Raw genomic sequence first — 22,785 nt, 5'->3', positions numbered from 1 at the left:
CGGCCGCCGCGAAGGAAACCGTCGACCAGACGCTGGCGAAGTTCGGGCGTATCGATGCGGTGGTCAATATCGCCGGGGCCGTTCCCCAGATCGACGTCCTCGACATGACGGACGAGCAGTGGGACGACGGTTTTGCCCTGAAATTACATGGTGCGCGGCGACTTGCAGTTCACGCGTGGGAGTCGCTCAAGAAGTCGGAAGGCTCGGTGATTTTCACATCGGGAAATTCGGCGCAGGCGCCGAAGTCGGGTTACGGCGCGGTCGGGACGGTCAACGCAGCGATCGTCGCGATGGCCAAGGCTTTCGCGGATCGAGGCATTGCAGATGGCGTGCAGGTCAATAGCGTGCTGCCTGGCCCGGTGATGACCAATCGTCGCCGCACGTATATGGAGAAGTACGCGCCGGCGCATGGCATGACGCTCGAAGAAGCGCTCGAGAAGTTTCCGGCGCAAGTGGGTATTACGCGCTACGGCGACCCTGAGGACATCGCGGAATTGATGGCGTTCGTGCTGTCGCCAGCGGGCCGCTGGATGGTGGGCTCGGCGCTGCGGATGGATGGCGGCGAAATCAAAGGCGTTTGACCTTCAGACGGTTAAAGGACTTTGGGCAACGGAGGCAGTCATGGAATTGCGAGCAAAACATTATTTTGACGAACGCGCGACTCAGGAGATGAAGGAGAATCTGAAGCCGGCGGACCGGACGCTTCAGGAGAGGCTGGCGTATGCCTGTCGCATCCTCGCGATGACGGGCCAGGAAGCGGGGCTGGCCGGGCAGATCACGGCCCGTTCAGACAAGCCGAGATGCTATTGGACGCTGCGTTTCGGTTTGGGCTTCGATGAAGCGACGCCCGATGATTTCATCGAGGTCGATGCCGACCTGAACACGATTAGCGGCAAGGGGATGGCGAATCCCGCGACGCGTTTTCATCTGTGGGTCTACGAAGCGCGGCTGCAGACGAATGCGATCATCCACACGCATTCGCCGTATGTGTCCGCGTTGGTCGCAGCGCGTCAGCCGCTGGTGATCGCGCAGATGGACATGACGCCTTTGCATAACGACTGCGCGTTTCTGGCGGATTGGCCCGGTGTACCGATCGCCGATCAGGAAGGGGTGATCATTTCAGAGGCGCTGGGCGACAAGCGTTGCATCTTGCTGGCGCATCATGGCCAGCTCACGACGGGTGCTTACGTCGAAGAGGCAACTTATCTTGCTGTGTACTTGGAGCGGGCGGCTCGCATGCAGGTGCGGGCGCGGGTGTTTGGTCCAATTACGCCGGTGCCCGACGACCTCGCAGCAGAGGCACACGATTATCTGCTGAAGCAATCGATCGTGAAGGGTACGTTCGATTACTGGTGCCGCCAGGCGGACCGGACGTAAGCGGGCAGTTTCATTAGGCGTGGCATAGTGCAGGTAGGAGAAGCGCGAATCGCTTAAGGTTGCGGCGCTGTTCAGCCGCACGCAATGCCAGGAAGACCGAATGAAAGCCAACGTCGATCATCAAGTGCGCCTGTTTGTTGAGATCGCGAACAGCAAGTCGCTGTCCGCTGCGGCCGAGGCGTTATCGCTGACGCAATCGGGTCTGAGCCGGCAGCTTTCGAGCCTCGAGAGCTACATCGGCCAACCGCTCTTTGTGCGGCACGGGCGGGGCGTGGAGCCCACCGAGGCCGGACAGAAACTACTGGAGGCCGCCTCGTCCGCGTATCAGCTGGTTGACAGCACGTTGGTACAGTTGCGCGACCAGCACGGTGTGACCGCCGGCAGCCTGAACGTTGCCACCATTCATACGCTGAGCTACTACTTCATGGCCGAGGTAGTGGCGCGATTCATGGCGCAGCGGCCGAAAGCGAATGTCTCGTTGCTCGGGCGCAGTTCGCCCGGCGTGGTCGAACTGGTCGAGGCGGGCCGCGCGGAGATCGGCTTTGTCTACGATTCGGCGGTCGCCTCCGACGAACTGGAAATCACGCCGCTGTTTGAGGAGGAAATGTGTTTTGTCGTCCACGAGAATTCGCGGTTTGCGACGCTCGCTAGCGTCTCGTTGAATGAAGAGACACCTCCGCTGGTCGTCTTTCCCGCGGGTTATGCGCTGCGCCGTATGCTGCATAGCCGGGCTTTCAATGCCACTGTCGCGGCCGAAGTCGAGACAGTGGATGCGATGCTCAAACTCGTTTCACTGACCAACGGTCAATGCATCTTGCCCAGTCTGATTCCTGAAAAGCTGCTGCGCGAATACGAACTCAAACGTATCCCGATCGAGCAGCCGGTGATGCGCCGGCGCATCGTCGCCATCACCCGGCGCGGCCGGCCGCTTTCGGCGATGACCTCGCTGATTCTCGAGATTGCTCGCGCAAGCGCACCGGCAGCGTAGCGCCCTCCACGCTGTGACGTTGACGACTAGATTGCGCTATCTTATGGAGAGCGCTGCATACTGCATCAGGTGTGTTCCGTTTCAGTGATCAATCAAGACTCTTGTCGCCCGGAGGCGTCACCATGAATACCGTTTTGGATGAGCAGGCAACCCGGGACTTGATTGCTCGGCTTTACGAAGCGTTTTCGCGCAGGAGCGTCGAGCTGTTGCGTCAGGTGGTCGCCGCCGATTGGGAGTACATTCCCGAGCCTGCGGGAGCCCTGCCGGGACCGGATCAGATGGCCACAGTCTTCGCAAGGATCGACACGGCGTTGCCCGACATGTCCATCCAGCTGCTGGACGTCCTCATTCACGGTGATCGCGTTGCCGTCCGGGCTGAAGTGAGCGGCACGCAGTCAGGCAAGCTGCTCGGTATCGAGGCAACCGCAAAGCCAGTGAGATTTGCGATTCATTCCTTTCATGAGATCCGTGGTGGCGTGGTCGTGAAAACCTGGCATATCGAAGACTGGCTTTCGGTATTCAGGCAGCTCGGAGCGTTTCCTCAAGGGGCTCCGGGCGATTGATCTGTATCGCCACGTCGGGACGGGGCGAGCCCTTGAGAAAAGCAGCAAACACGGAAACTGGACCAGGAGCTAGCTGCTGATGCGCGCACCGTTGACACGTATAGACACGACTCCAACCTTGCCTGATAGCGCGGACGCGGTTGTGATCGGGGCCGGCATCGTTGGAGTGTTCACCGCGTATTTTCTCGCGAAGCGTGGACTGAAAGTCGCATTGCTTGAGAAGGGGCTGGTGGGCGCGGAGCAATCCAGTCGCAATTGGGGATGGTGCCGTCAACAGAACCGCGACGCGCGCGAGTTGCCCATGGCAACCAAAAGCCTCGGCTTGTGGGAGCAATTCTCGGCTGAGAGCGGAGAGTCCGCAGGGTTTCGCCGGTGCGGTCTGCTCTATCTCAGCAACAGCGATGAAGAACTTTCCAAATGGTCGAGCTGGTGCGATTTTGCCGGGACGGTAGGTGTCGTTACGCGCATGCTCGATAGCAAGGAAGCCAGCCAACGCGGGCAGGCCACCGGACGAAGCTGGAAGGGCGGGGTGCTCGCCCCGACCGACGGCGTCGCGGACCCGGCCAATGCGGCTCCGGCCGTCGCGCGGGCCGTGTTGAAACTCGGAGGTACCGTTCACCAGAATTGCGCGGCACGCGGCATCGAAACGGCGGGTGGACGTGTGTGCGGTGTCGTCACGGAGCACGGCACGATTCGCACCAGAATCGCGGTGCTCTCGGGTGGAGCGTGGGCCTCGTCTTTCTGTCGACAACTCGGCATCCGTTTTCCTCAGACGAGCATCCGCTCGTCGATCCTTTCGGTATCGTCGGGCCAGGGCGAGTTGCCGGATGCGCTGCATACAGCCGCCGTCTCTCTCACCAGGCGTGGCGATGGTGGACATACATTGGCGATCAGCGGCTTGGGCCGCGTCGACCCGACGCTGCAGCAACTGCTCTATGCGTCCCGATTCGTGCCGATGTTCGCGCGCCGCTGGCGCAGTCTCGCGCCCGGTGGGCTGGAAGGTTTTCGCTCTGGCCACGAAGGCATATCGCATTGGCGCCTCGATCAGCCCACTCCAATGGAGAAGATGCGGATTCTGGACCCGATTGTCGATGAGTCCACGATCCGGTTGACTCACAAACGCGCGACGGATCTCTTTCCGGCGCTTAAGGACCGCGTCATTACGGCGTCATGGGCGGGATATATCGACACCACCCCCGATGGTGTGCCGGCGATCGGCGAAACCGATGCGGTGCCCGGTCTATGTCTGGCAGCGGGCTTTAGCGGACATGGCTTTGGCATCGGACCTGGCGCAGGTCACCTTGTCGCTGATCTTGTCACCGGCAGCGATCCGATCGTCGATCCTCGTCCGTACAATCCGGCACGATTCCGCGATTCCTCCTGGGGCAAAGTGGCGGATTTTTGAAAGAAACCGACTCCGGCGCCACTGCATCGACGAGGTGCAAAGATATTGGCACCGGCGTTTTTGCTGCACCTGCACCTTGAAACCGTCACCTGGTTCGGCTATCAGTCCGTTTAGAAGAATTAATGCTCGCAGGTGATGCCTGGACGCTAAACTGGGTTGAGTACTTGAACCTTAGCCGAGCAGTTGAGTGAAAACGATCTCAAGGAGAAAGCGCATGTCGACTGAAACGAAGTGCCCGTTTAACCACACCGCTGGTGGCGGCACGTCGAACCGAGACTGGTGGCCCAATCAGCTAAGCCTGAAAATCCTGCACCAGCATTCGTCTCTGTCCGACCCCATGGACAAGGACTTCAACTACGCTGAAGCGTTCAAGAGTCTCGATCTGGCGGCCGTAAAGAAGGATCTCCTCGCGGTAATGACCGATTCAAAGGACTGGTGGCCGGCGGACTTCGGCCATTACGGACCCTTGTTTATTCGTATGGCATGGCACAGCGCGGGTACCTACCGCATTGCCGACGGTCGTGGTGGCGCCGGCGGCGGTCAGCAGCGCTTTGCGCCGCTCAATAGCTGGCCCGACAACGTGAGCCTCGACAAGGCGCGCAGGCTGATCTGGCCGGTCAAGCAAAAATATGGCAAAAAAATCTCCTGGGCCGACCTCATCGTCCTGACCGGCAACGTCGCGCTGGAGTCGATGGGATTCAAGACGTTCGGCTTCGCCGGCGGCCGCGAGGACTCGTGGGAACCGGATGGCGACGTGTATTGGGGCACTGAGACCAAGTGGCTCGACGACAAGCGCTATACCGGCGATCGTGACCTCGAAAACCCGCTTGGCGCAGTCCAGATGGGCCTGATTTACGTCAATCCGGAAGGTCCGAACGGCAATCCCGATCCGCTCAAGGCCGCCCGCGATATTCGCGAGACGTTTGCCCGCATGGCGATGAACGACGAAGAGACGGTTGCGCTTATCGCCGGCGGCCATACGTTTGGTAAAACCCACGGCGCCGGCGACGCGACGCTTGTGGGCCCTGAGCCGGAAGCGGCCCCGCTCGAGCAGCAGGGGTTTGGCTGGAAGAGCGGCTATGCCAGCGGCAAAGGGCGTGACGCCATCACCAGCGGTCTGGAAGTCACCTGGACCACCACGCCGACGAAGTGGAGCAACGACTTCTTTACGCACCTGTTCGGCTACGAATGGGAACTGACGAAGAGCCCGGCTGGTGCGCATCAATGGAAGCCGAAGGGCGACGCGGGTGCGGGTACTGTGCCCGATCCGCAGGACCCGTCAAAGCCGCGCGCGCCGTCCATGCTGACCACGGACCTCGCGCTACGCTTCGATCCGGCTTACGAGAAAATTTCACGACGCTTCTTCGAAAATCCGGATCAGTTGGCCGACGCGTTTGCCCGGGCGTGGTTCAAGCTGACGCACCGCGACATGGGGCCGCTCGCACGTTATCTCGGTCCGGAAGTGCCGAAAGAGGAGCTACTCTGGCAAGACCCTGTGCCTGCGGTCAATCACCCATTAATCGATGAGCAGGACATCGCCGCACTCAAGAGCAAGATCCTCGCTTCAGGGTTGCCGGTCTCGCAGCTGGTTTCGACGGCTTGGGCGTCGGCGTCGACGTTCCGCGGTTCCGACAAGCGTGGCGGTGCAAACGGTGCCCGCATCCGTCTCGCCCCGCAGAAAGACTGGGAAGTCAATCAGCCGGCTCAACTGGCGACAGTGCTCGAGACGCTCGAGGGTATCCAGCGTGAGTTCAACGGCGCGCACACGGTCGGCAAGCAGGTTTCGCTTGCCGATCTGATCGTGCTGGCCGGTTGTGCTGGCGTCGAAAAGGCGGCGAAGAATGCGGGCCACGACGTGAAGGTTCCGTTTGCGCCGGGCCGCACGGATGCCTCACAGGCGCAAACCGATGTGGATGCCTTCGCGGTGCTCGAACCGCTTGCAGATGGCTTCCGCAACTACCTGAAGGGCAAATACACGGTCACGGCCGAAGCGCTGCTGGTGGATAAGGCGCAATTGCTGACGCTGACCGCGCCGGAGCTGACGGTGCTTCTGGGCGGCTTGCGTGTTCTGAACACCAACTTCGGCCAGACCCAACATGGTGTCTTCACGAAGCGTCCGGAAGCGTTGACCAATGACTTCTTCGTAAATCTGCTCGATATGGACACGGAGTGGAAGCCGGTATCGGACTCTAACGATGTGTTCGAAGGTCGTGATCGTGCAACGGGTGCACTCAAGTGGACCGGCACGCGTGTCGATCTGATCTTCGGCTCACACTCGCAGCTTCGGGCTTTCTCCGAAGTTTATGGGAGCGCGGATGCCCAGGAGAAGTTTGTTCATGACTTTGTGGCGGTCTGGAACAAGGTGATGAACAGCGATCGTTTTGACCTTGCTTGAGCCTGGAGGTCAGGTCTTAAAGATCTTGTGCTGAAGTGTGAAGCGGCCGGTCGCCATGACCGGCCGCTTTTTTTTTGCGCGGCCACGCGGCCCGATCAGAGCACGTCCTTCGTTTGCACCAATTCAACGCGCGTCGATACACCGCTAAGCGCGATCAGGTGGATCATCTCGGTTACGGTCGTGCAGCAATCGGCCAGAATCTTCACGGAATACTTCTCCGCTGCCTTCGAGATCGACGTGTGCGTCACGCAGTTCTGCGTCATCATTCCGCAGATCAGAAGTTCTTCGGCATTCAATCGCGTCAACGTTTCCTCCAGTGTCGTGCGGTGGAACGCGTCAGCAAAGGACTTGACGACGACAGGTGCGTCCGGCGCAGCCGCGAGTATGCGTGGGTGAATCTCCACGCCTGGCGTCGCTTCGTTGAAGAACGGTGCAACACCCTTCGCCTTGTCAGCAATATGCTGGATCAGAACAACGGGAATGTCCTTCGCCTGGGCCTGCGCGATCGCAGTTTCGGTTTTGGCCAAAGTGGCGTCGGCGTTCCATAGCGGGAATTTGCCTTCAGGGAAGTAATCGTTCTGCAGGTCTATGACGATCAGGGTTTGTTTGGACACGATGGACTCCAGGTGAGGTCGGGATAGATGCATTCTTCGCCATCCGGCCTTTCAACGGAAGTGGCCGTCATGACAATATCCGGTAAGATCGGGCCATCGTCGGTTCGTCGTCAGGTGCATTCATGTCCCAACCCACCATCGCCGTCGTAGCATTCGACCGGATCAGTCCGTTTCACCTCTCCGTGCCTTGTGTTGTCTTCGGTGAGCCCCACCCGGGCATGCCGCCCGTCAAGTTCAAGGTTTGTGCGGCCGAGCCTGGCGTCATCAATACGACGGCTGGTTTCTCGCTCGGCGTCAATCACGGTTTGTCTGCTTTGAGGACGGCGGATACGATTATCGTTCCGACCTGGCGTGACATAGAGGAACGTCCGCCGGAACCGCTTCTGAAGGCGTTGGTGGCCGCACAGCGACGAGGCGCGCAGATCGTCGGCCTCTGTCTTGGTGCTTATGTGCTGGCTGAAGCGGGACTGCTCGACGGGCGTCGTGCCACGACGCATTGGGCGTATGCGCGCGATTTCGCGCAACGCTATCCCACGGTCACGGTGAACGCTGATGTGCTGTATGTGGAGGACGGCAACGTGCTGACCTCCGCGGGTACTGCGGCGGGCATCGACTGCTGTTTGCACATGGTGCGCCAGCGTTACGGGACCGAGTCCGCCAACAGCCTGGCGCGACGCCTCGTCGTGCCGCCGCATCGTCAGGGCGGTCAGGCGCAATTCGTCGAACAGCCTATGCCGGCGACCGCGAGAGAATCGCGACTGTCAGGGTTGATCGATCAGGTACGCGGCACGCTGGATGAGGCTCACACACTCGACAGTCTTGCCGGCGAGGCATTGATGACTCGCCGCACCTTCACCCGGCAATTCCGGCAATTGACCGGCATGACAGTCGGCGAGTGGCTGCTGAACGAGCGACTGGCCTTGACGCAGCGATTGCTGGAGACCAGTGACCACTCAGTGGATGCGATTGCGGTGCTTGCCGGTTTTGGATCACCGGAGTCGCTGCGGCTTCACTTCAGGCGAGCGTTTAGTGTCTCGCCGACGGCGTGGCGGCAGAGTTTCAAAGGTCAGGACGAGTGATTCGTTTGCCTCCTGTTTCGCAGGCGTCTAGGCCAAGGTCGTAGCTAGTGCGTCGAATTCCCCTGTCCATTGCTTGCGCCATGCCTCCCGCGTCGTCGCGTCGACCCATGCGCCGTCGATCCCATTCAACATAAAGCCGCGCAGATCGTCGATGCCAAAGCCGAAGTGGCTGAACATCAATTCCCACGCCTCGCTCGGATTGATCTTGTGCAAGGTTGGATCGTCGGTATTCGGGTGGATCTTCAGGCCGAGTTCCGGCATTTGACGAATCGGATGACGCTGCGCCCATTGCTCAGGTGGCAGCGTACGCAGATAGTAGGAGTTGGTCGGAACGACAGTGAAGACGATTCCGGATTCCGCGTAGCGCGCGGCCAGTTCGGGGTTGTCGACGATCGTATAGCCATGATCGACACGATCCACCTTGAGCAGGTCCACCGCGGTTTCGACATTGCGCCAGGGCATGCCGAACTCGCCGGCGTGCGCGGTGGTCTTGAAGCCCGCCTCGCGCGCGTTGCGATAGGCTTTCCAGAACAACTCGGGTGGCCGGTCGTTTTCGCGGTAATCGATACCTACGCCGGCGACTTCATCGGCGCGATGCTGCTTCATCCATTCCACCAGAGCCACCGCTTCATCAGGATCGGCTTCGCGATCGATGCTCGGTATCAGTCGTGCGGAAAGTCCGAAATCGGTCGCTGCGTCGCGGATCGCTGTAACGATGGCCGCTTGCGCATCGCCGTATGCGATCTTCGATACTCTCACCGTCCCAGTCGGATTCCAGAAGAATTCGCTATGACGAACGTTGTGTGCCGCGGCGTCTGCGAGATATTCGTAAGTTATACGATGCAAATCGTCCGGGCCGGTCAAAAGATATTCGTCGAGCGCACGCAATACACGCAATACGCCCACCGGCTTTTCACCGCGCGTGTAGAACGAATCGATCTCGCCGCGCTGGATGGGAGCCTTGCTCTTTTCCGCCAGCGCGATGAACGTCTCCTGCCGCACGGCGCCCAGCAGGTGGCAATGCAATTCGACTTTTGGAATCGCGTTAAAGAAGTCCCTGTGTGCAGGCGTAATCGTGACGCCGGTACGGGAAGCGGGCACGTTGCCAAATCTCTCGTTCATGTTCCAGGTGTTCGTGTAGGGCGGAATTAGTGATGCTTGACCACGGTCCAGAAATAATAACCGAGGGGAACGGCTAGTATGATGAGCCCCCAAGGCACTTCGCGAAAGCGTCCGGCAAGCAGCTTGACGAGCACGAAGCAAAGCAGGCCGCCCGCGATGCCGGTGCCAAAGCTGTTCGACATCAGCGTGAGCAGCACCATCGAGAGGACCGGAAACGCATCCGTGAAGTCGTCGAAATGCGCGTTGCGGATGGTGCTGAACATCGACAGGCCAATCAGGATCAGCGCAGGCGCGGTAGCTTCCTTGGGAATCGCGAGCGCGACCGGCACAAACAGCAGCATCAGCGCGAACATTGCAGCCGCAGCCAATGAAGATAGACCGCTGCGGCCACCGGCTTCAACACCCGCCGCCGACTCTACCAATGCCGTTAGCGCTGGAACAACCAACACGGGACCCAGCGTGGCCGCGATGGAGTCGACCAGAAACGGCCGGTTGATATTCGGCAGGTTGGCGTTCTCGTCCAGCAGATTCGCTTTGGCGCCGACGGCTAGGGTTGTTCCTAGCGTCGAGAAGAACTCGGCGGCGAAGAAAACGAACAGATACGGTATGGCTGCCACCGTCAACGCGCCGGGAATATCGAGCTTGAACGACACCGGCATGATGTCGTGAGGCAGCGCGATCAACGACGGCGGCAGGTGCGTGACGCCAAGCGGCACGCCGACGCCCGCCGCAATCAGTATCGCCCAGAGAATCGCGCCAGGCACTCGGCGTCCTTGCAACACGACGGCAGCCGCGAGACCGATCAATGCGACCACCGTGCCAGGCCGCGAAAAATCTCCGAGCGCTAATGCATTGGTTTTCGCATTGGCGAAGACCATTCCTGCGTTGCGAAAGCCGAGCACGGCGATGAACAGGCCTATCGACGCGCCAAGCCCCAGCTTGATCTGCGCCGGAATCAACCGCACTACCAGACTGCGCGCGCCGACTAGCGTCAGAATGAGGAACAGCAGTCCGGAAATGAAGGCAATCCCGAGGCCCGTTTGCCATGCAACGTGCTCGTTGGCCAACGTGACACCAAGAATCACCGCCCCGCCTATGCCCGGCCCGACCATAAACGGCATGTTCGTATAAAGCCCCATGAAAATAGTGCTCAAAACGAACACGATGATCGTCGACGTGGTCGTCGCGCCGCGATCCATGCCGCCCATCGCCAGCAGCGACGGGATGACGACGAGCAGGTACGCCGCCGCCAGAAACGACGTGATGCCCGCAAGGGCCTCGGTGCGTACCGTGGTGTTTCGTGCGTGCAGCGCAAAGCGCCGTTCGAGCCAACCGGGTGGCGGCGCAGAGGCGGCGGCGTTACCCGGCAGATTCGCAGACAGCGATGCATCCGCTTTACTGCTTACGCGCCTCGACATCGAAGATTCCTCACTCATCAATTTTCCTCTTGTTACGGTTCGACTTTATACTGCTGCGCATCGTATCTATCAGGGCGCTCGCCATGGCTACCCGTTCGTCTTTGCTGCCCGCGCTCACCCTGAAGCAGATCCAGTACTTCGTGGTGCTCGCGCATGCGGGTAGTTTCACGCAGGCTGCCCGGTCGCTTTCGCTCACACAACCCGCACTGACTGCCGCGATTCGTCAGATCGAGAATCTGCTTGGCGGCCCTTTGTTCGCACGCTCCGCTCATCGGCTTACCCTCACCGACGCCGGCGCGAGCGTGTTGCCGCTTGCCGAGCGCCTCCTGAACAGCGCCCGCGGCACCTTCGACGACATGGCGAGCACCTTTGCCGAACAGACCCAGTCGGTGCGCATCAGTCTGATCCCGTCGGTGGCGGGACGTCTGTTGCACGTCCTCGCTCCGTTGCGCGAGCGGGAACCGTCGTTGCGTTTCATCTTCGAGGACATGCCGAACAGCGCGTTGCTCGAAGCGATCCGCGAAGGGCGGGCCGATTTCGGCATTGGCGTGCACGAACCGGACGGCGCGGAGAGCGACGACTCGCTGCGCTATCAGAACCTGCTCGAAGACGAGATCGTCGTCGTGATTCGCCGCGACGATCCGCTTGCCAGACGCAAATCGGTGGACTGGAGCAAGCTGGTGGACCGGGAGCTTGCGGTGTTCGTGCGCGGCAGCGTGAGCGACGCGTTGCGACGTACCGGCATGGCGGAAAACCTGCGCCTGACGGTCGCGTATCGCATGGAATACACCGAGTCGCTCTATGCGCTCGTGCGCAACGGTCTCGCCGTTGCGGTGCTGCCGAGTTTCTACACGATGCATCTGCACGATCCTGAACTCATAGCGCTCCGGCTGGACAAGCCGCGCGTCACGCGGGCCATCGCGCTGATCTCGCTCGCGGACGACGACCGCGGACCCCACGTAAGCGCGTGCCGCGAATGGATTGCTGCGAACTTCTGAAGTCCTTCGCGCCGATCGACAGCGACTGAGCACTACTATACGGATCCAGTGAATAAAAAATAATTTTGTTTTTTTATTGATGTATAGATCGGGCTTATGGGCCGGCGACAGCCGCCGCTAGCGGTCAAGCCGAGCCCGCCACCCATAAATTGAATTTATGGGTGGATAACAATAATAAGTTTTTATTTTTCGAGCGGGCTAAATACACTGCGGTCAGTAGGCAGGTGACGTGACCGTTTGGCAGGAGTCGTCGCCACCAGAGCGATTGCTTATCGATCCTCCTGTAGATCCAATTAAATAGTATTCCTTTGTAATTTATGGACGCTTCGTTTAGCAGCGTCCTTCACTTCTATTGCCTGAAAAAGCGATGCTTTCCGAAACGGGGACCTGTTCTATGAAAAAGTGGCTTCTCTTCGCGTCTTTGCTGGGATCGTCTGCCGCGGTCTACGCGCAAAGCAGCGTCACCCTGTATGGCCGCATCGATACGGGCATCCAGTATCAGACGGGAATGCCGCAGGGCAATCTCTTCAGTATGGAAACCGGCAACTGGGACACGCCTCGTTTTGGCCTGAAGGGTTCAGAGGATATTGGCGGAGGCACCAAGGTTATCTTCACACTGGAGGCGGGTTTCAACTCTCTGGATGGGAGTATTGGTAGCACGCTGTTCAGCCGGCAGGCGACGATCGGCGCCGCGAACCCAACGTGGGGTACCTTCAAGGTCGGCAATATGGGTGCGTACGAACTTCAGCAGGACAGTTTCGATCTCGACCCGCAGTTGATGATGCTTTACGGTATCCAGACGCTTGTGCGCGGCCGTAACTGGTCGGACGCCTCGAATGGATTCGAATATACGTCGCCGACCCTGGGCGGCTTGCGAGTCAAAGGACAGTACGAGCTGACCAATGGCCCGAACTGGAACTCGGGCGATCCAGGCAGTGGCCCGGGTCAGCTTGGCGGAGCACAAGGGCGTTCAGACGGCATCGAGTTGAGCTATGACGCAGGCATCGCGCATTTGCTTGCGATCTACGATGAGATCCGCGACAGCAACGGCGAGTTCGATAACGTCTATGTCAATTCACGCTCGGTGATGGCGGGTGGCACGCTGGCGGTGGGGCCGGTGACTTTGTATAGCGGCTATCAGCACCTGAGTGCACCGCAAGCGTCGGACGAGGGCTACTTCGGCGACGAAGCTGCCACCTCGCTCCCGTCTGGTGTGTCCTTGCCGACAGCGGTTGATCAGGAATGGATAGGCGCGCGCTGGAATGCGACGGCTACCACCGGATTCGGCGCGGCCGTTTATCATACGAACGCGAACCATGGGAACGGTAACGCGACATTGTGGACCTTGACGGCGACCTACGCACTGTCCAAGCGCACCGTGCTCTATTCGGAGGTCGCGACGGTGCACAACAGCTCGACGTCCAATATTGGCCTGGGCGACGGCTATAGCGATCCGTACGGTGCAAATGTCGTGGACGATCCCGCTAGCGGTGCAGCCAATAGCCGGACCGATCCGAACTTTGGTGGTTCGCAAACGGGCGTGTTTGCCGGCATTCTCACGCACTTCTGAGCGCGTCGTTCCACGCCTCAGGTTTCAGGCGTCATGCCTAAAACTTGAGGCATGTCGCAGTACGATCAGGCTACCGCTTGACCCTGCTCGCAGAATTCGTCGATCAACAGCGTGGACCTATGCTCGAGCGTGCTGATTGCCATCAACGGATCGATCTTGACCCGAGGGATGGTCAATTCGGGGCCGACTGGCGCGCCTTTTTTACTATCGCCATCGATACGTTCGATCACCGCCCGACACACCCATTGCACGCCGAGTTCATCCGGCACCACGTCAACATTCACTCGAAAGCCACGATGTTCCAACGCCACGACAACCTCCAGACACACAACGAAACTTAGATCGCTCGAACGACAGCGCGACGACAGTGGGAAATGCTAGCACGGGTCCCACGATCACTTCAGCGAAGCCGGCAATAAAACGTGATCAGTTCCGTTACAGATGAAATGGTGTGGCCTGATTTACGCCATTTCTCAGTCCTTCGGCACAGGAACGGTCCTTTGCGCAGGTTGCGTCGGCGTGCGGTAGAGGCACAGCGCGATAGCGATCGCAACCAGCAACAGTGCGCTAGCCATTGCAACGACGCCGTGCCATCCATGCAGATTCCAGAACACCCCGCCGAGCGATCCGACCACGCTCGACCCCAGGTAGTACGCAAACAGATACAGCGACGACGCCTGCGCCTTGCTGACCTGAGCTCTCGCGCCGACCCATGCACTGGCGATCGAGTGTGTGCCAAAGAAGCCGATCGTCAAGACGGTGACACCGAGGATAATGAGCCAGAGCTGGTTCGACAGCGTCATGGCCGTTCCAGCGAGCATCACTATCAGCGTGGCGAGCAATACGGTCCGCCGTCCGAGCTTGCCGGAGAGACTGCCTGCCCAGGCCGAGCTGACGATACCGAACAGATACACCACGAAAATCATGCCGATCTTCGTTTGGCTCAACGAGAACGGAGCAGCAATCAGGCGGTAGCCAACGTAGTTGTACACGGTGACGAAGCTGCCCATCAGCAGGAAGCCTTCGACGAACAGCAACGGCAGAACGCCGTCGCGCAGGTGCGTGCCGAAGGCTCTCGCGAGCGGCGCAAGGCGCAGTTCCCGCTTCTCGAAGTGGCGCGACGGCGGCAGGAAGCGCCACAGGATCGCAGCACTCAGTATGCCAAGCACGCCGATCACCAGCACCGCGGAACGCCATCCCCAGACATCGGTTATGACGCCGGTCAACAGACGGCCCGCCATGCCGCCCAGGCCGGTTCCGCCAACGTACAGACCCATCGCATGACCGAGCGAACGCGGATGCATCTCCTCGCCGACATAAGCCATTGCGACCGCCGGCAGGCCACTGAGCGCGACCCCCATCAGTGCGCGCATGACAAGGAAGGTTGGCCAGTGCGGCACCGCGGCGCAGACGACTGTAAGCACCGCCGAGAGCATGAGCGACGCAACCATGATCGGCTTGCGGCCCCACGCCTCAGACAGCGCGCCTGCCACGAGCATCGTGACCGCGAGCAGCCCGGTTGTCAGCGAAAGGGAGAGGCTCGCGCCTGCGGCGCTGACATGAAAATCTGCGGAGAAGAGCGGCATCAGCGGCTGCACGCAGTACAGCAACGCGAAAGTCGCGAACCCCGCCGCGAACAGGGCGAAATTGGTTTGCCAGAACGCCGGCGTGCCGTGCTCGATTTTGCCTGCCGCTCCTTGGGCGCGAGGCGCCTCGCTGGCGGCCAATGTCGCGGCCATCGTATTGGGCGTCAGCAGGTTGACGTCGTGCTTTCCCATGATTCCAGTCACTCCGTGTGCCATTTCCTTTAAGACTGAATAATGACGCCGGCTCGTTCCATAGTCCAATATCGATTCGGCTGGAATTGATACATAATCGATATCATGGATCTCCGCCGCATTCGCTATTTCATCGTGCTGTCCGAAGAGTTGCATTTCGGGCGGGCTGCGCAACGCCTGAACATCGCGCAGCCGCCGCTGAGCCAGCAGATCCGGGTATTGGAGGACGAACTGGGTGCGCGCCTGTTTGAGCGCAGTAACCGGCGCGTGGAATTGACGGCCGCCGGCAAGGCGCTCTTGCCTGAGGCGCGCGCACTCGTGGCGCAGGCGGAGCGCACTGGTGAGGTCGCGCGGCGGGCCCAGCTGGGTGAACTCGGTGAGCTGCGTGTCGGCTTTACCGGCTCGGCTGCCTTCGGCTCGGTCATCCCAAAGTTGATTTTCGAATTCCGCTGCCGTCTGCCGGAGGTGCACCTCCGGCTCGAGGAACTGACCACTCAGCAGCAATTGACCGCGATGGTGGAGCGGCGGCTTGAGGTGGCGTTTGTGCGCGGCATGACGCCGCCGGATTTGCCGTCATGGCTGCAAGTCACACGTCTTTTCGAGGACGCGCTCGTTGTCGTATTGCCTGCGCAGCATCCGCTTGCCGCGCGAGAAAGTACACTTTCCATCGAAGCCCTGAAGGACGAGGGTTTCGTGATGTATCCGCGCGAGAGTGGCACGGGGGTGTACGACCAGATCATCGCGTTGTGTCAGCAGGCGGGGTTTGCGCCGCGGCTTGCCCAGGAGGCACGGGAGTCGCCCACCATCGTTGGGTTGGTGGCGGCCGGGCTCGGGGTGGCGATCGTGCCGGCGTCTCTACGCAACATCAATGTGGACGGCGTGGCATACCGGCCATTACGTGGGAAAGCAGCGCGCTCCGTCATGTGGATGGTGCTGCGCGCGGAGAAGTTGTCGCCGCAGGAGGCGTTGTTTATGACGCTGGCGCGGGAATTGGGAGTGCGGTAGGGTTTTTCAGTTTCCTTCAATCAACCGCACCGCCAGATCGGGACTAAACACTCCCGCCTTCAACGTCGGCCCAACCCCACAAGGCCCATCGGAATCACCGGGGTTTTTAATCCATGCAAGGAGGATCTGACCTGTTGCATCGCCTGTCGGCTCGCCCAGTTTCGCGCCGGCCGGATTGCACCATTGGCCGTTTGAACCGTTGCCGTTGCGACTGGTATCGATCACGACTGGCTTCGTGTAGCCGAACCGGCTCGCCAACACGCCATTCACCGCGTTCGCATACGCGATCGATTCCTGAGTCGGGTAGAAATTCGACACGTTCAACGCAAACCCCTTCGCCTCGCCGATACCTGCATCGTGCAGACGGTTTGCCATGACATCGGCGGCCGTCCAGTTAGCATTGCCTGCGTCGAGATAAATATCGGCCGCCGGTGCGTTGAGCCGCAAGCGCGATACTGCATCGCTCAGCAGATTCAGCCGGGCGTCCTGTGCGTCGGTCGTCTTCAGGCAGTCGAACTGCGCCAAGGAGTCCGGTTCGACGACAACGACCGCCTGGCTCTTGCCTATGCCTTGCGAGAACGCTTCGATCCATGCGCGATAGGCGTCGGCATCCGCGGCTCCGCCCGCAGACGCGCCGCCGCAGTCGCGGTTCGGAATGTCATAGGCGACGAGGATCGGCACCTGGTGTGCGGCATCGGCGGCATTCACGAATTGACTCACCGCCGCGCGAACGTCCTTGTTCCAGCTACCGAACCATTGGGCGGTGGGAACGCGTGTGATCGACTCGTTGATTTTTGCCGCACGCGGATCGTCTGCATGATTGCGTGCCCATACGGCCGGCTCGGAGTTAGGATCGACGTAGAACGAATCGGCGGCCCATGTCTGTCCCGTGACGAACAGGGCGGCCAACACGATACCAACGACTTGCGCGAAGCGTTTTTTCATTTTTAGTCACAGAGAGGCGGTGGTGGGTGGCGACCCTCACGCACTAACGTACACCCAGGCCTGCGCACCGGACTTAAGCGTTACTTCCACGCGCTTATAGTCGGACACCTCATACCGGTCCGCCGCTTCCAGCTCCGCCGGTGTGATTTCAAACACCATCCCCGCGATCTCCGCCTGCGGATCAGTGCCAGGTTTGATGATCGGATGGTGGGTCTTGCCGCTGGTGGCGAGCACCTGCGGGTCGACGATTTCGACCCACGTCTGCTCCCATCCGAGCATCGAATCCGGACGTCCGTTCAACTCGCGGCCGAAGTTAGCGAGTTGAACGGCTTTGTCCTGTAGCGTCCCGTACGAGAAGAGCAGCACGGGCGATTGAGCGGGCGTTGTCATGAAGTCCTCAAGAGGTGTCGCTTACCTGCGTAAGCACAGCGTCATCTTCCTGAGGATACAGCGTAACGTGCCCTTCTACGACGAGGCAACCTTCAGCAGCACCGGATCGTTGCGATAGAGATCCGGGAACATCTTCTTCAGATCGGTCACCTTGGGCAAATCGTTGATGGCGATATACGGGTAATCGGGGTGCAGCACGAGGAAATTCTGATGATAGTTTTCCGCGGGGTAAAAGCCCTTGAAGTTCTCCACGCGCGTGACCACCGGCTCCGAAAACACATGCGCCTTGTCGAGTTGCGCTATGTACGCCTGCGCGACGGTACGTTGCTCCGGATTGACCGGGAACACGGCGGAACGATACTGCGTGCCATGGTCAGGGCCTTGGTAATCCAGCTCGGTCGGGTTATGCGCGACCGAGAAGAAAATCTGCAGCAGCCGGCCGTAGGTAATCTGCGTTGGGTCGTAGGTGATCTGCACCGATTCAGCGTGGCCGGTATCGCCTCCGCTGACGGTCTCGTATTGCGCGGTGCCGGCCGCGCCACCGCTATAGCCGGCCGCGACCTGTTTCACCCCGCGCACATGTTCGAACACGCCTTGCACGCCCCAGAAGCAACCACCGGCGAACACAGCGGTTTCGCTATGGGTCGCAGTGACTTTCTCGTCCTGCGCGGGCGGCGGGACCTGGGTTGCCGCTTCCGCGGAGTTTGCCACGCGCTGCACGGCGACCGCGCCGAGGACGAGCGCTGCAACGCCTGCCAGCTTCGCGAAAGATGCACGCTTCACGAACGGAGATGACGAAGCCACTTTGCCTGAGATTTTGCTCACGATGATCACCTGTTAAGTCTTGAGTGTTGGGTACTGCAAACGTATCGACATCGCGCCCGGCATCAACCGAACGTAAATGAGTAAGCTTCGACACCTGGGTCCAGAAACTCGATCGAGAAGGTGTGATCCTTGACGTCGCCGCCCTGCCGCACCAGTTGATAGAGCCGCTGCTCCGTCACCGTGCCCGTGCCGTCAGGCGTTACATCGCTACCGTGTGCTGCGCCCGGCGCGGCGCCGTCGATGCTGATGCGGAACCGCACGGGCTTGCCGTCCTTGTCCGGACCGAGCACCAGATGCAGATCGCGCGCATGGAAGCGGTAGACGATGCCTCCAGACGCTGCGGCGAGCGTCGCGTGCTCTTTACCGACCCGCCACTTGCCGTCGAGACCCCACTCGTTGAGCGAGAGCTGTGTGGGTGCCGCATACGTGTGCGACTTGTCTTGTGCTTCGCCGCCGGGTGAAGCGAAGTTCTCGGCACGCGAGTAGCCGATATAGGTTTCCGGCGACTTCATATCGGAGTTGTCGGCCGCTGCTTCCACGCCCATGACGCTGGTGCTGGTCAAACCCGTCGGGACACTGGTCGCGTTCGCGTGGCCTGCTTCGGCCAGTAACTGCTGGATGACCTTCTCCGATTCCGCGTAGTCGCCTTCGCCGAAGTGGTGATAACGGATGCGTCCCTGTGCATCGACAAAGTAATGCGCCGGCCAGTATTCGTTGTTCAGCGAGCGCCAGATGGCGTAGTTGTTGTCGATTGCCACCGGATAGTCGATACCGAGGTCATGCGTGGCCTTCTTCACGTTGTCGATATTACGCTCGAAGGCAAATTCCGGAGCGTGCACGCCGATCACCACGAGCCCTTGATCCTTATACTTTTCAGCCCACGCCTTGACATACGGCAGCGAGCGCAAGCAGTTGATGCAAGAGTACGTCCAGAAGTCGACCAGCACGACCTTGCCGCGCAGGCTCTGAGCGGTCAAGGGTGGCGAGTTCAGCCACTGGACGGCGCCGTTCAGCGAAGGTAATTGGCCTTCGACGGGCAACGGCGGTGCATTTTCGCTAACGGGTTGCGCAGCGCGCATCATGCTGCCGGATGACGCCGCCTTCATGCTGCCCGAGTTCGCAACCATTGCGTTGCCCGAGGTCGCGACCATCGCGTTGCCCGAGGTCGCAACCATCGCGTTGCCCGTAGTGACCACGTCGTTGTCAGACGATGCAGCCATCGTGCCCGAAGTAGCGACGGGGTTAGCGGCGGCCGTCGTCGTGCGCGGCGCCAGCCGGTCAACCAGCTTCTGTTCAATCCCACCGGTCGCTACCGTGGACACGCGAGTCAGCAGGCCTGTGTCGAGACCCAGTGCAATCGCGACCACGCCGCACAACATCGCCGCGCCGATCCCACGACGAACCCATTCCCCTGCGCCAAGCGAGCGCTTCATCGCCGTGAACACGCGTCCGCCGATCAGCAACGCCACCGCAAGCGAGGTAGCCGCGCCTGCCGCATAGGCAACCAGCAGCAGGGTAGTGCCAACGCTCGCGCCGCGCAGCGCCGCACCGGTCAACACCAGACCGAGAATCGGACCTGCGCACGGTGCCCACAGCAAGCCGGTGGCAATCCCGAGCAGAAACGACGATCCTGCCCGCACCTGCTGGCCATCGGCCTGGGCGAAGTTCGACAGGCGGTTGCCGGCGCTCACCAGCGGGCGCATCAGATGGTCCGCAAAACGCGGAAACAGCAGGGTTAGGCCGAACACGGCGAGCAGCGCGATGGCGACCCAGCGGCCATACTGGTTGGCCTGGGTCACCCAGCCGCCGCCGACCGCGGCAAGCGTTGCCACGAGAGCGAACGTGAGCGCCATGCCGGCGAGCAGGGGCAGGCCGCTGCGCACGAATGGCTGATCGGCGCGCGCGAAGACGAACGGCAGCACCGGCAGGATGCACGGGCTGAGAATCGTCAGGGCGCCGCCAAGATAGGCAAGAACGATGAGTAACATGGCTAGTCCAGAGAGATTATTGGCTTATGTTTGGCCCGCTGGGGTTCAGGTGGCGGCCGGCGTAAATTCCATGGCGAGGCCGTTCATGCAATAGCGCAGGCCGGTGGGCTTCGGGCCGTCGTCGAAGACGTGACCGAGATGCCCGCCGCAGCGCCGGCAATGCACTTCCGTGCGCGACATGCCGAACGAACTGTCCTCACGCTTTTCCACGGCGTGGTCGAGCGGCGCCCAGAAGCTCGGCCATCCGGTATGACTATCGAATTTCGTGTGTGACGAGAACGCGTCGAGCTTGCATCCGGCGCAGGAAAACACCCCGGTGCGATGTTCTTCGTTTAACGGGCTGGAGTAGGGGCGCTCTGTGCCTTCCTCGCGCAGCACCTTGTACTGCGACGGGGTCAGCAACTTGCCCCATTCAACGTCCGTGTGAGTCACTTCGAAGGCCTTGGCCGGCGTGCCGGTGTCGGTCGGCGCCGCGGCCAGCTTCGGCAAACGGCTGACGGCGGCCAGCGCCGCCACGGCTACGCCGCCCGAGAACAGAAAACGTCTGCGACTTTGCATGAGATGCTCCTTGGTGCCAGTCTGAGGATAGTGGCGCCATACTAGGACGGAGGCGGTGTCGAAGTCCTCACAGAAAGTTAAATTAAATGTGATAACTCGCCGGCTGGAAATTTTGCACAATGGGGGCAACGCGGCGTTCTTGCGTCACTTTGCCCGAACCCCCTCCAACCACGGCCTGACAGGCGTTTGAAGCCCCCTATGGATCATCCGAAGCGCGTACTGATCGTCGAGGACGACGTCGACATTGCCAACGTTCTGAGCCTGCATCTGCGCGACGAACGCTACGAAGTCGTGCATAGCGCGGACGGCAACGAGGGCCTGCGGCTGCTCGAGCAGGGCGGCTGGGATGCCTTGATTCTGGACCTGATGCTGCCCGGCGTCGATGGCCTGGAAATCTGCCGGCGGGCCCGCGCGATGACGCGCTACACGCCGATCATCATCACCAGCGCGCGTTCGAGCGAAGTGCACCGGATTCTCGGCCTGGAACTGGGCGCCGACGATTACCTCGCCAAGCCGTTCTCCGTGCTCGAACTGGTGGCGCGGGTGAAGGCGCTGCTGCGGCGCGTCGATGCGATGGCGAAAGACTCGCGGATCGACGCCGGTACGCTGCAGATCGCCGGGTTGACGATCGACCCGCTGACGCGTGAAGCGGCCGTAGATGGCCGCCGTATCGAGCTGACGCCGCGCGAATTCGATCTGCTGTATTTCTTCGCCCAGCACCCGGGCAAGGTGTTTTCGCGGATGGACCTGCTGAACGCCGTCTGGGGTTATCAGCACGAGGGGTATGAGCACACGGTCAACACGCACATCAACCGGCTGCGCGCGAAGATCGAGGCCGATCCGGCGCAGCCTTCGCGCATCCTGACCGTCTGGGGCCACGGCTACAAGCTCGTGGCGCCGTCGGACGGGGCTTCTTCCCAAGACTCCAGGCCGAAGGACGTATCGTGAACCTGACGCTCACCCAGCGACTCCTGATCGTCTTCTCGGTGCTTTTGCTCGCCTGTTCGGGTGCGTCTGCGTGGCTGCAGATCCGCTCGAGCGATCTGCACGAGAAGGAAGTCGTGCAGGGCCTCTCGCGCGATCTCGCCTCACACATTGCCGGCAGCGCGACGCTGATGGATGCAAACGGCCTGCGACCCGACGCGGTGCGGCAATTGTTCGGTCAGTTGATGGCAGTCAATCCGAGCGTCGAGGTCTATCTGCTCGACAACCAGGGGCATATCCAAGGCGATGATGCGCCAGCTGGACGCGTCAAACGCCAGCAGATCGACCTCGCGCCAATCAGGCGCTTCATTGCCGGCGATGCGCTGCCGATCCTCGGTGACGACCCCCGCAGCCTCGATGGGGGGAAGGTGTTCAGCGCCGCGCCATTGCAAACGGCTGGGCAGCCGCCTTCGGGTTACATCTACGTCGTGCTGCAGGGCGAGGCGCACGACCAGCTCGCGGCGCGCGTGGCCGCCAGCTCGGTTTTGCGGACGACGCTGTGGTCGATGGCCCTGGTGGCGCTGCTGTGCCTCGTGGCAGGCTTGATGGCATTTGGTTTCATCACCCGGCCGCTGCGGCGTCTGACCGAGGCGATGCGTCAGTTCGATGCCAACGGTGAACCGGATACGCAGCCAAAGGTGCCGCGTTCATCCGCGGCGGGACGGCGCGATGAAATCGCCGTGCTGGAGGCGACTTTTACGCAGATGGCCGATCGCATCGGCGAACAGTGGCGCGCGTTGACGCGGCAGGACCAGCAGCGGCGCGAACTGCTCGCCAACATTT

22 protein-coding genes are annotated in these 22,785 nt (G+C 60.9%); 12 read left to right on the top strand and 10 right to left on the bottom strand.

Going from position 1 to position 22,785, the window contains the following annotated elements; translation table 11 throughout:
• The 6 genes from M0954_RS20910 to katG form a co-directional block, all read left to right on the top strand.
• Positions 1-581, top strand: a 581-nt coding sequence (locus M0954_RS20910) for an SDR family oxidoreductase (RefSeq protein ID WP_297355252.1), incomplete at its 5' end; no start/stop codon positions are given.
• A gap of 40 nt (positions 582-621) precedes the next feature.
• The gene (locus tag M0954_RS20905) at positions 622-1,377 is read left to right on the top strand and encodes an aldolase (protein ID WP_297355251.1); all 756 of its coding nucleotides are present in this window, start codon (positions 622-624) and stop codon (positions 1,375-1,377) included.
• A 100-nt stretch (positions 1,378-1,477) separates the two neighbouring features.
• A complete protein-coding gene (locus M0954_RS20900; protein ID WP_122157879.1) occupies positions 1,478-2,365 on the top strand; it encodes a LysR family transcriptional regulator in 888 nt (295 codons plus the stop codon).
• A gap of 122 nt (positions 2,366-2,487) precedes the next feature.
• Positions 2,488-2,928, top strand: a complete 441-nt coding sequence (locus M0954_RS20895) for an ester cyclase (RefSeq protein WP_122157880.1) — start codon at positions 2,488-2,490, stop codon at positions 2,926-2,928.
• A 79-nt stretch (positions 2,929-3,007) separates the two neighbouring features.
• The gene (locus M0954_RS20890; protein WP_133893684.1) at positions 3,008-4,333 is read left to right on the top strand and encodes an FAD-binding oxidoreductase; all 1,326 of its coding nucleotides are present in this window, start codon (positions 3,008-3,010) and stop codon (positions 4,331-4,333) included.
• 214 nt (positions 4,334-4,547) lie between these two features.
• On the top strand, positions 4,548-6,728 hold the full coding sequence (gene katG, locus M0954_RS20885; protein ID WP_297355250.1) for a catalase/peroxidase HPI: 2,181 nt from the start codon (positions 4,548-4,550) through the stop codon (positions 6,726-6,728).
• Between the two features lie 95 nt (positions 6,729-6,823).
• Here the strand turns inward: katG and M0954_RS20880 are convergent, their stop codons facing one another.
• Positions 6,824-7,342, bottom strand: coding sequence for a cysteine hydrolase family protein (locus tag M0954_RS20880; protein ID WP_297355249.1), 519 nt, complete (start codon positions 7,340-7,342; stop codon positions 6,824-6,826).
• 122 nt (positions 7,343-7,464) lie between these two features.
• On the opposite strand from M0954_RS20880, the gene M0954_RS20875 reads away from it, so the two are divergent.
• Positions 7,465-8,421 (top strand): helix-turn-helix domain-containing protein, encoded by a 957-nt coding sequence (locus tag M0954_RS20875; protein WP_122157884.1) that lies wholly within the window; start codon positions 7,465-7,467, stop codon positions 8,419-8,421.
• 27 nt (positions 8,422-8,448) lie between these two features.
• Here the strand turns inward: M0954_RS20875 and M0954_RS20870 are convergent, their stop codons facing one another.
• Both M0954_RS20870 and M0954_RS20865 read right to left on the bottom strand, forming a co-directional pair.
• The gene (locus M0954_RS20870; protein WP_122157885.1) at positions 8,449-9,543 is read right to left on the bottom strand and encodes an adenosine deaminase; all 1,095 of its coding nucleotides are present in this window, start codon (positions 9,541-9,543) and stop codon (positions 8,449-8,451) included.
• Positions 9,544-9,569: 26 nt separating this feature from the next.
• Positions 9,570-10,979 carry an NCS2 family permease gene (locus M0954_RS20865; protein ID WP_297355248.1) on the bottom strand — a complete coding sequence of 470 codons (1,410 nt, stop codon included), beginning with the start codon at positions 10,977-10,979 and terminating at the stop codon, positions 9,570-9,572.
• Between the two features lie 65 nt (positions 10,980-11,044).
• Between M0954_RS20865 and M0954_RS20860 the strand changes: the two genes are divergently transcribed.
• Both M0954_RS20860 and M0954_RS20855 read left to right on the top strand, forming a co-directional pair.
• Complete coding sequence (locus M0954_RS20860; RefSeq protein WP_133893682.1) at positions 11,045-11,959, top strand: LysR family transcriptional regulator; 915 nt, start codon at positions 11,045-11,047, stop codon at positions 11,957-11,959.
• A gap of 394 nt (positions 11,960-12,353) precedes the next feature.
• Positions 12,354-13,529, top strand: a complete 1,176-nt coding sequence (locus tag M0954_RS20855) for a porin (RefSeq protein ID WP_297355247.1) — start codon at positions 12,354-12,356, stop codon at positions 13,527-13,529.
• Between the two features lie 65 nt (positions 13,530-13,594).
• Here the strand turns inward: M0954_RS20855 and M0954_RS20850 are convergent, their stop codons facing one another.
• Together M0954_RS20850 and M0954_RS20845 are read right to left on the bottom strand one after the other, a co-directional pair.
• On the bottom strand, positions 13,595-13,840 hold the full coding sequence (locus M0954_RS20850) for a hypothetical protein (protein WP_123386929.1): 246 nt from the start codon (positions 13,838-13,840) through the stop codon (positions 13,595-13,597).
• Between the two features lie 162 nt (positions 13,841-14,002).
• The gene (locus tag M0954_RS20845) at positions 14,003-15,307 is read right to left on the bottom strand and encodes an MFS transporter (protein ID WP_122157890.1); all 1,305 of its coding nucleotides are present in this window, start codon (positions 15,305-15,307) and stop codon (positions 14,003-14,005) included.
• 105 nt (positions 15,308-15,412) lie between these two features.
• On the opposite strand from M0954_RS20845, the gene M0954_RS20840 reads away from it, so the two are divergent.
• Positions 15,413-16,312, top strand: coding sequence for a LysR substrate-binding domain-containing protein (locus M0954_RS20840; RefSeq protein ID WP_133893681.1), 900 nt, complete (start codon positions 15,413-15,415; stop codon positions 16,310-16,312).
• A gap of 6 nt (positions 16,313-16,318) precedes the next feature.
• On the opposite strand, the gene M0954_RS20835 is transcribed toward M0954_RS20840, so the two are convergent.
• The 5 genes from M0954_RS20835 to msrB form a co-directional block, all read right to left on the bottom strand.
• Entirely contained in the window at positions 16,319-17,257 is a 939-nt protein-coding gene (locus M0954_RS20835; RefSeq protein ID WP_122157892.1) for a glycoside hydrolase family 6 protein, read from the bottom strand.
• A 36-nt stretch (positions 17,258-17,293) separates the two neighbouring features.
• Positions 17,294-17,647, bottom strand: coding sequence for a gamma-glutamylcyclotransferase family protein (locus M0954_RS20830; protein ID WP_122157893.1), 354 nt, complete (start codon positions 17,645-17,647; stop codon positions 17,294-17,296).
• Positions 17,648-17,722: 75 nt separating this feature from the next.
• Positions 17,723-18,430 carry a peptide-methionine (S)-S-oxide reductase MsrA gene (msrA, locus tag M0954_RS20825; RefSeq protein ID WP_297355253.1) on the bottom strand — a complete coding sequence of 236 codons (708 nt, stop codon included), beginning with the start codon at positions 18,428-18,430 and terminating at the stop codon, positions 17,723-17,725.
• 104 nt (positions 18,431-18,534) lie between these two features.
• Complete coding sequence (locus M0954_RS20820) at positions 18,535-20,460, bottom strand: cytochrome c biogenesis protein DipZ (protein ID WP_297355246.1); 1,926 nt, start codon at positions 20,458-20,460, stop codon at positions 18,535-18,537.
• A 45-nt stretch (positions 20,461-20,505) separates the two neighbouring features.
• Positions 20,506-21,018, bottom strand: coding sequence for a peptide-methionine (R)-S-oxide reductase MsrB (gene msrB, locus M0954_RS20815; protein ID WP_122157895.1), 513 nt, complete (start codon positions 21,016-21,018; stop codon positions 20,506-20,508).
• Between the two features lie 198 nt (positions 21,019-21,216).
• On the opposite strand from msrB, the gene M0954_RS20810 reads away from it, so the two are divergent.
• Both M0954_RS20810 and M0954_RS20805 read left to right on the top strand, forming a co-directional pair.
• Positions 21,217-21,966: a response regulator transcription factor gene (locus M0954_RS20810; protein WP_297355244.1), complete on the top strand. Its 750-nt coding sequence runs from the start codon at positions 21,217-21,219 to the stop codon at positions 21,964-21,966.
• Positions 21,963-22,785: HAMP domain-containing protein (locus M0954_RS20805; RefSeq protein ID WP_297355242.1), on the top strand; the 823-nt coding region annotated here is incomplete at its 3' end. The genes M0954_RS20810 and M0954_RS20805, both read left to right, overlap by 4 nt.

It is taken from the genome of Paraburkholderia sp. (assembly GCF_026225065.1).
Taxonomy (GTDB): Bacteria; Pseudomonadota; Gammaproteobacteria; order Burkholderiales; family Burkholderiaceae; genus Paraburkholderia.
The sequence above is the reverse complement of the archived record's forward strand: the minus strand, read 5'-3'. Positions and strand labels throughout refer to the sequence as shown.

Coding starts and splice junctions, on each gene's coding strand:
- M0954_RS20905 (WP_297355251.1), top strand. CDS start 622: ATGGAATTGCGAGCAAAACATTATTTTGACGAACGCGCGACTCAGGAG.
- M0954_RS20900 (WP_122157879.1), top strand. CDS start 1,478: ATGAAAGCCAACGTCGATCATCAAGTGCGCCTGTTTGTTGAGATCGCG.
- M0954_RS20895 (WP_122157880.1), top strand. CDS start 2,488: ATGAATACCGTTTTGGATGAGCAGGCAACCCGGGACTTGATTGCTCGG.
- M0954_RS20890 (WP_133893684.1), top strand. CDS start 3,008: ATGCGCGCACCGTTGACACGTATAGACACGACTCCAACCTTGCCTGAT.
- katG (WP_297355250.1), top strand. CDS start 4,548: ATGTCGACTGAAACGAAGTGCCCGTTTAACCACACCGCTGGTGGCGGC.
- M0954_RS20875 (WP_122157884.1), top strand. CDS start 7,465: ATGTCCCAACCCACCATCGCCGTCGTAGCATTCGACCGGATCAGTCCG.
- M0954_RS20870 (WP_122157885.1), bottom strand. CDS start 9,543: ATGAACGAGAGATTTGGCAACGTGCCCGCTTCCCGTACCGGCGTCACG.
- M0954_RS20865 (WP_297355248.1), bottom strand. CDS start 10,979: ATGAGTGAGGAATCTTCGATGTCGAGGCGCGTAAGCAGTAAAGCGGAT.
- M0954_RS20860 (WP_133893682.1), top strand. CDS start 11,045: ATGGCTACCCGTTCGTCTTTGCTGCCCGCGCTCACCCTGAAGCAGATC.
- M0954_RS20855 (WP_297355247.1), top strand. CDS start 12,354: ATGAAAAAGTGGCTTCTCTTCGCGTCTTTGCTGGGATCGTCTGCCGCG.
- M0954_RS20845 (WP_122157890.1), bottom strand. CDS start 15,307: ATGGGAAAGCACGACGTCAACCTGCTGACGCCCAATACGATGGCCGCG.
- M0954_RS20840 (WP_133893681.1), top strand. CDS start 15,413: ATGGATCTCCGCCGCATTCGCTATTTCATCGTGCTGTCCGAAGAGTTG.
- M0954_RS20835 (WP_122157892.1), bottom strand. CDS start 17,257: ATGAAAAAACGCTTCGCGCAAGTCGTTGGTATCGTGTTGGCCGCCCTG.
- M0954_RS20830 (WP_122157893.1), bottom strand. CDS start 17,647: ATGACAACGCCCGCTCAATCGCCCGTGCTGCTCTTCTCGTACGGGACG.
- M0954_RS20820 (WP_297355246.1), bottom strand. CDS start 20,460: ATGTTACTCATCGTTCTTGCCTATCTTGGCGGCGCCCTGACGATTCTC.
- msrB (WP_122157895.1), bottom strand. CDS start 21,018: ATGCAAAGTCGCAGACGTTTTCTGTTCTCGGGCGGCGTAGCCGTGGCG.
- M0954_RS20810 (WP_297355244.1), top strand. CDS start 21,217: ATGGATCATCCGAAGCGCGTACTGATCGTCGAGGACGACGTCGACATT.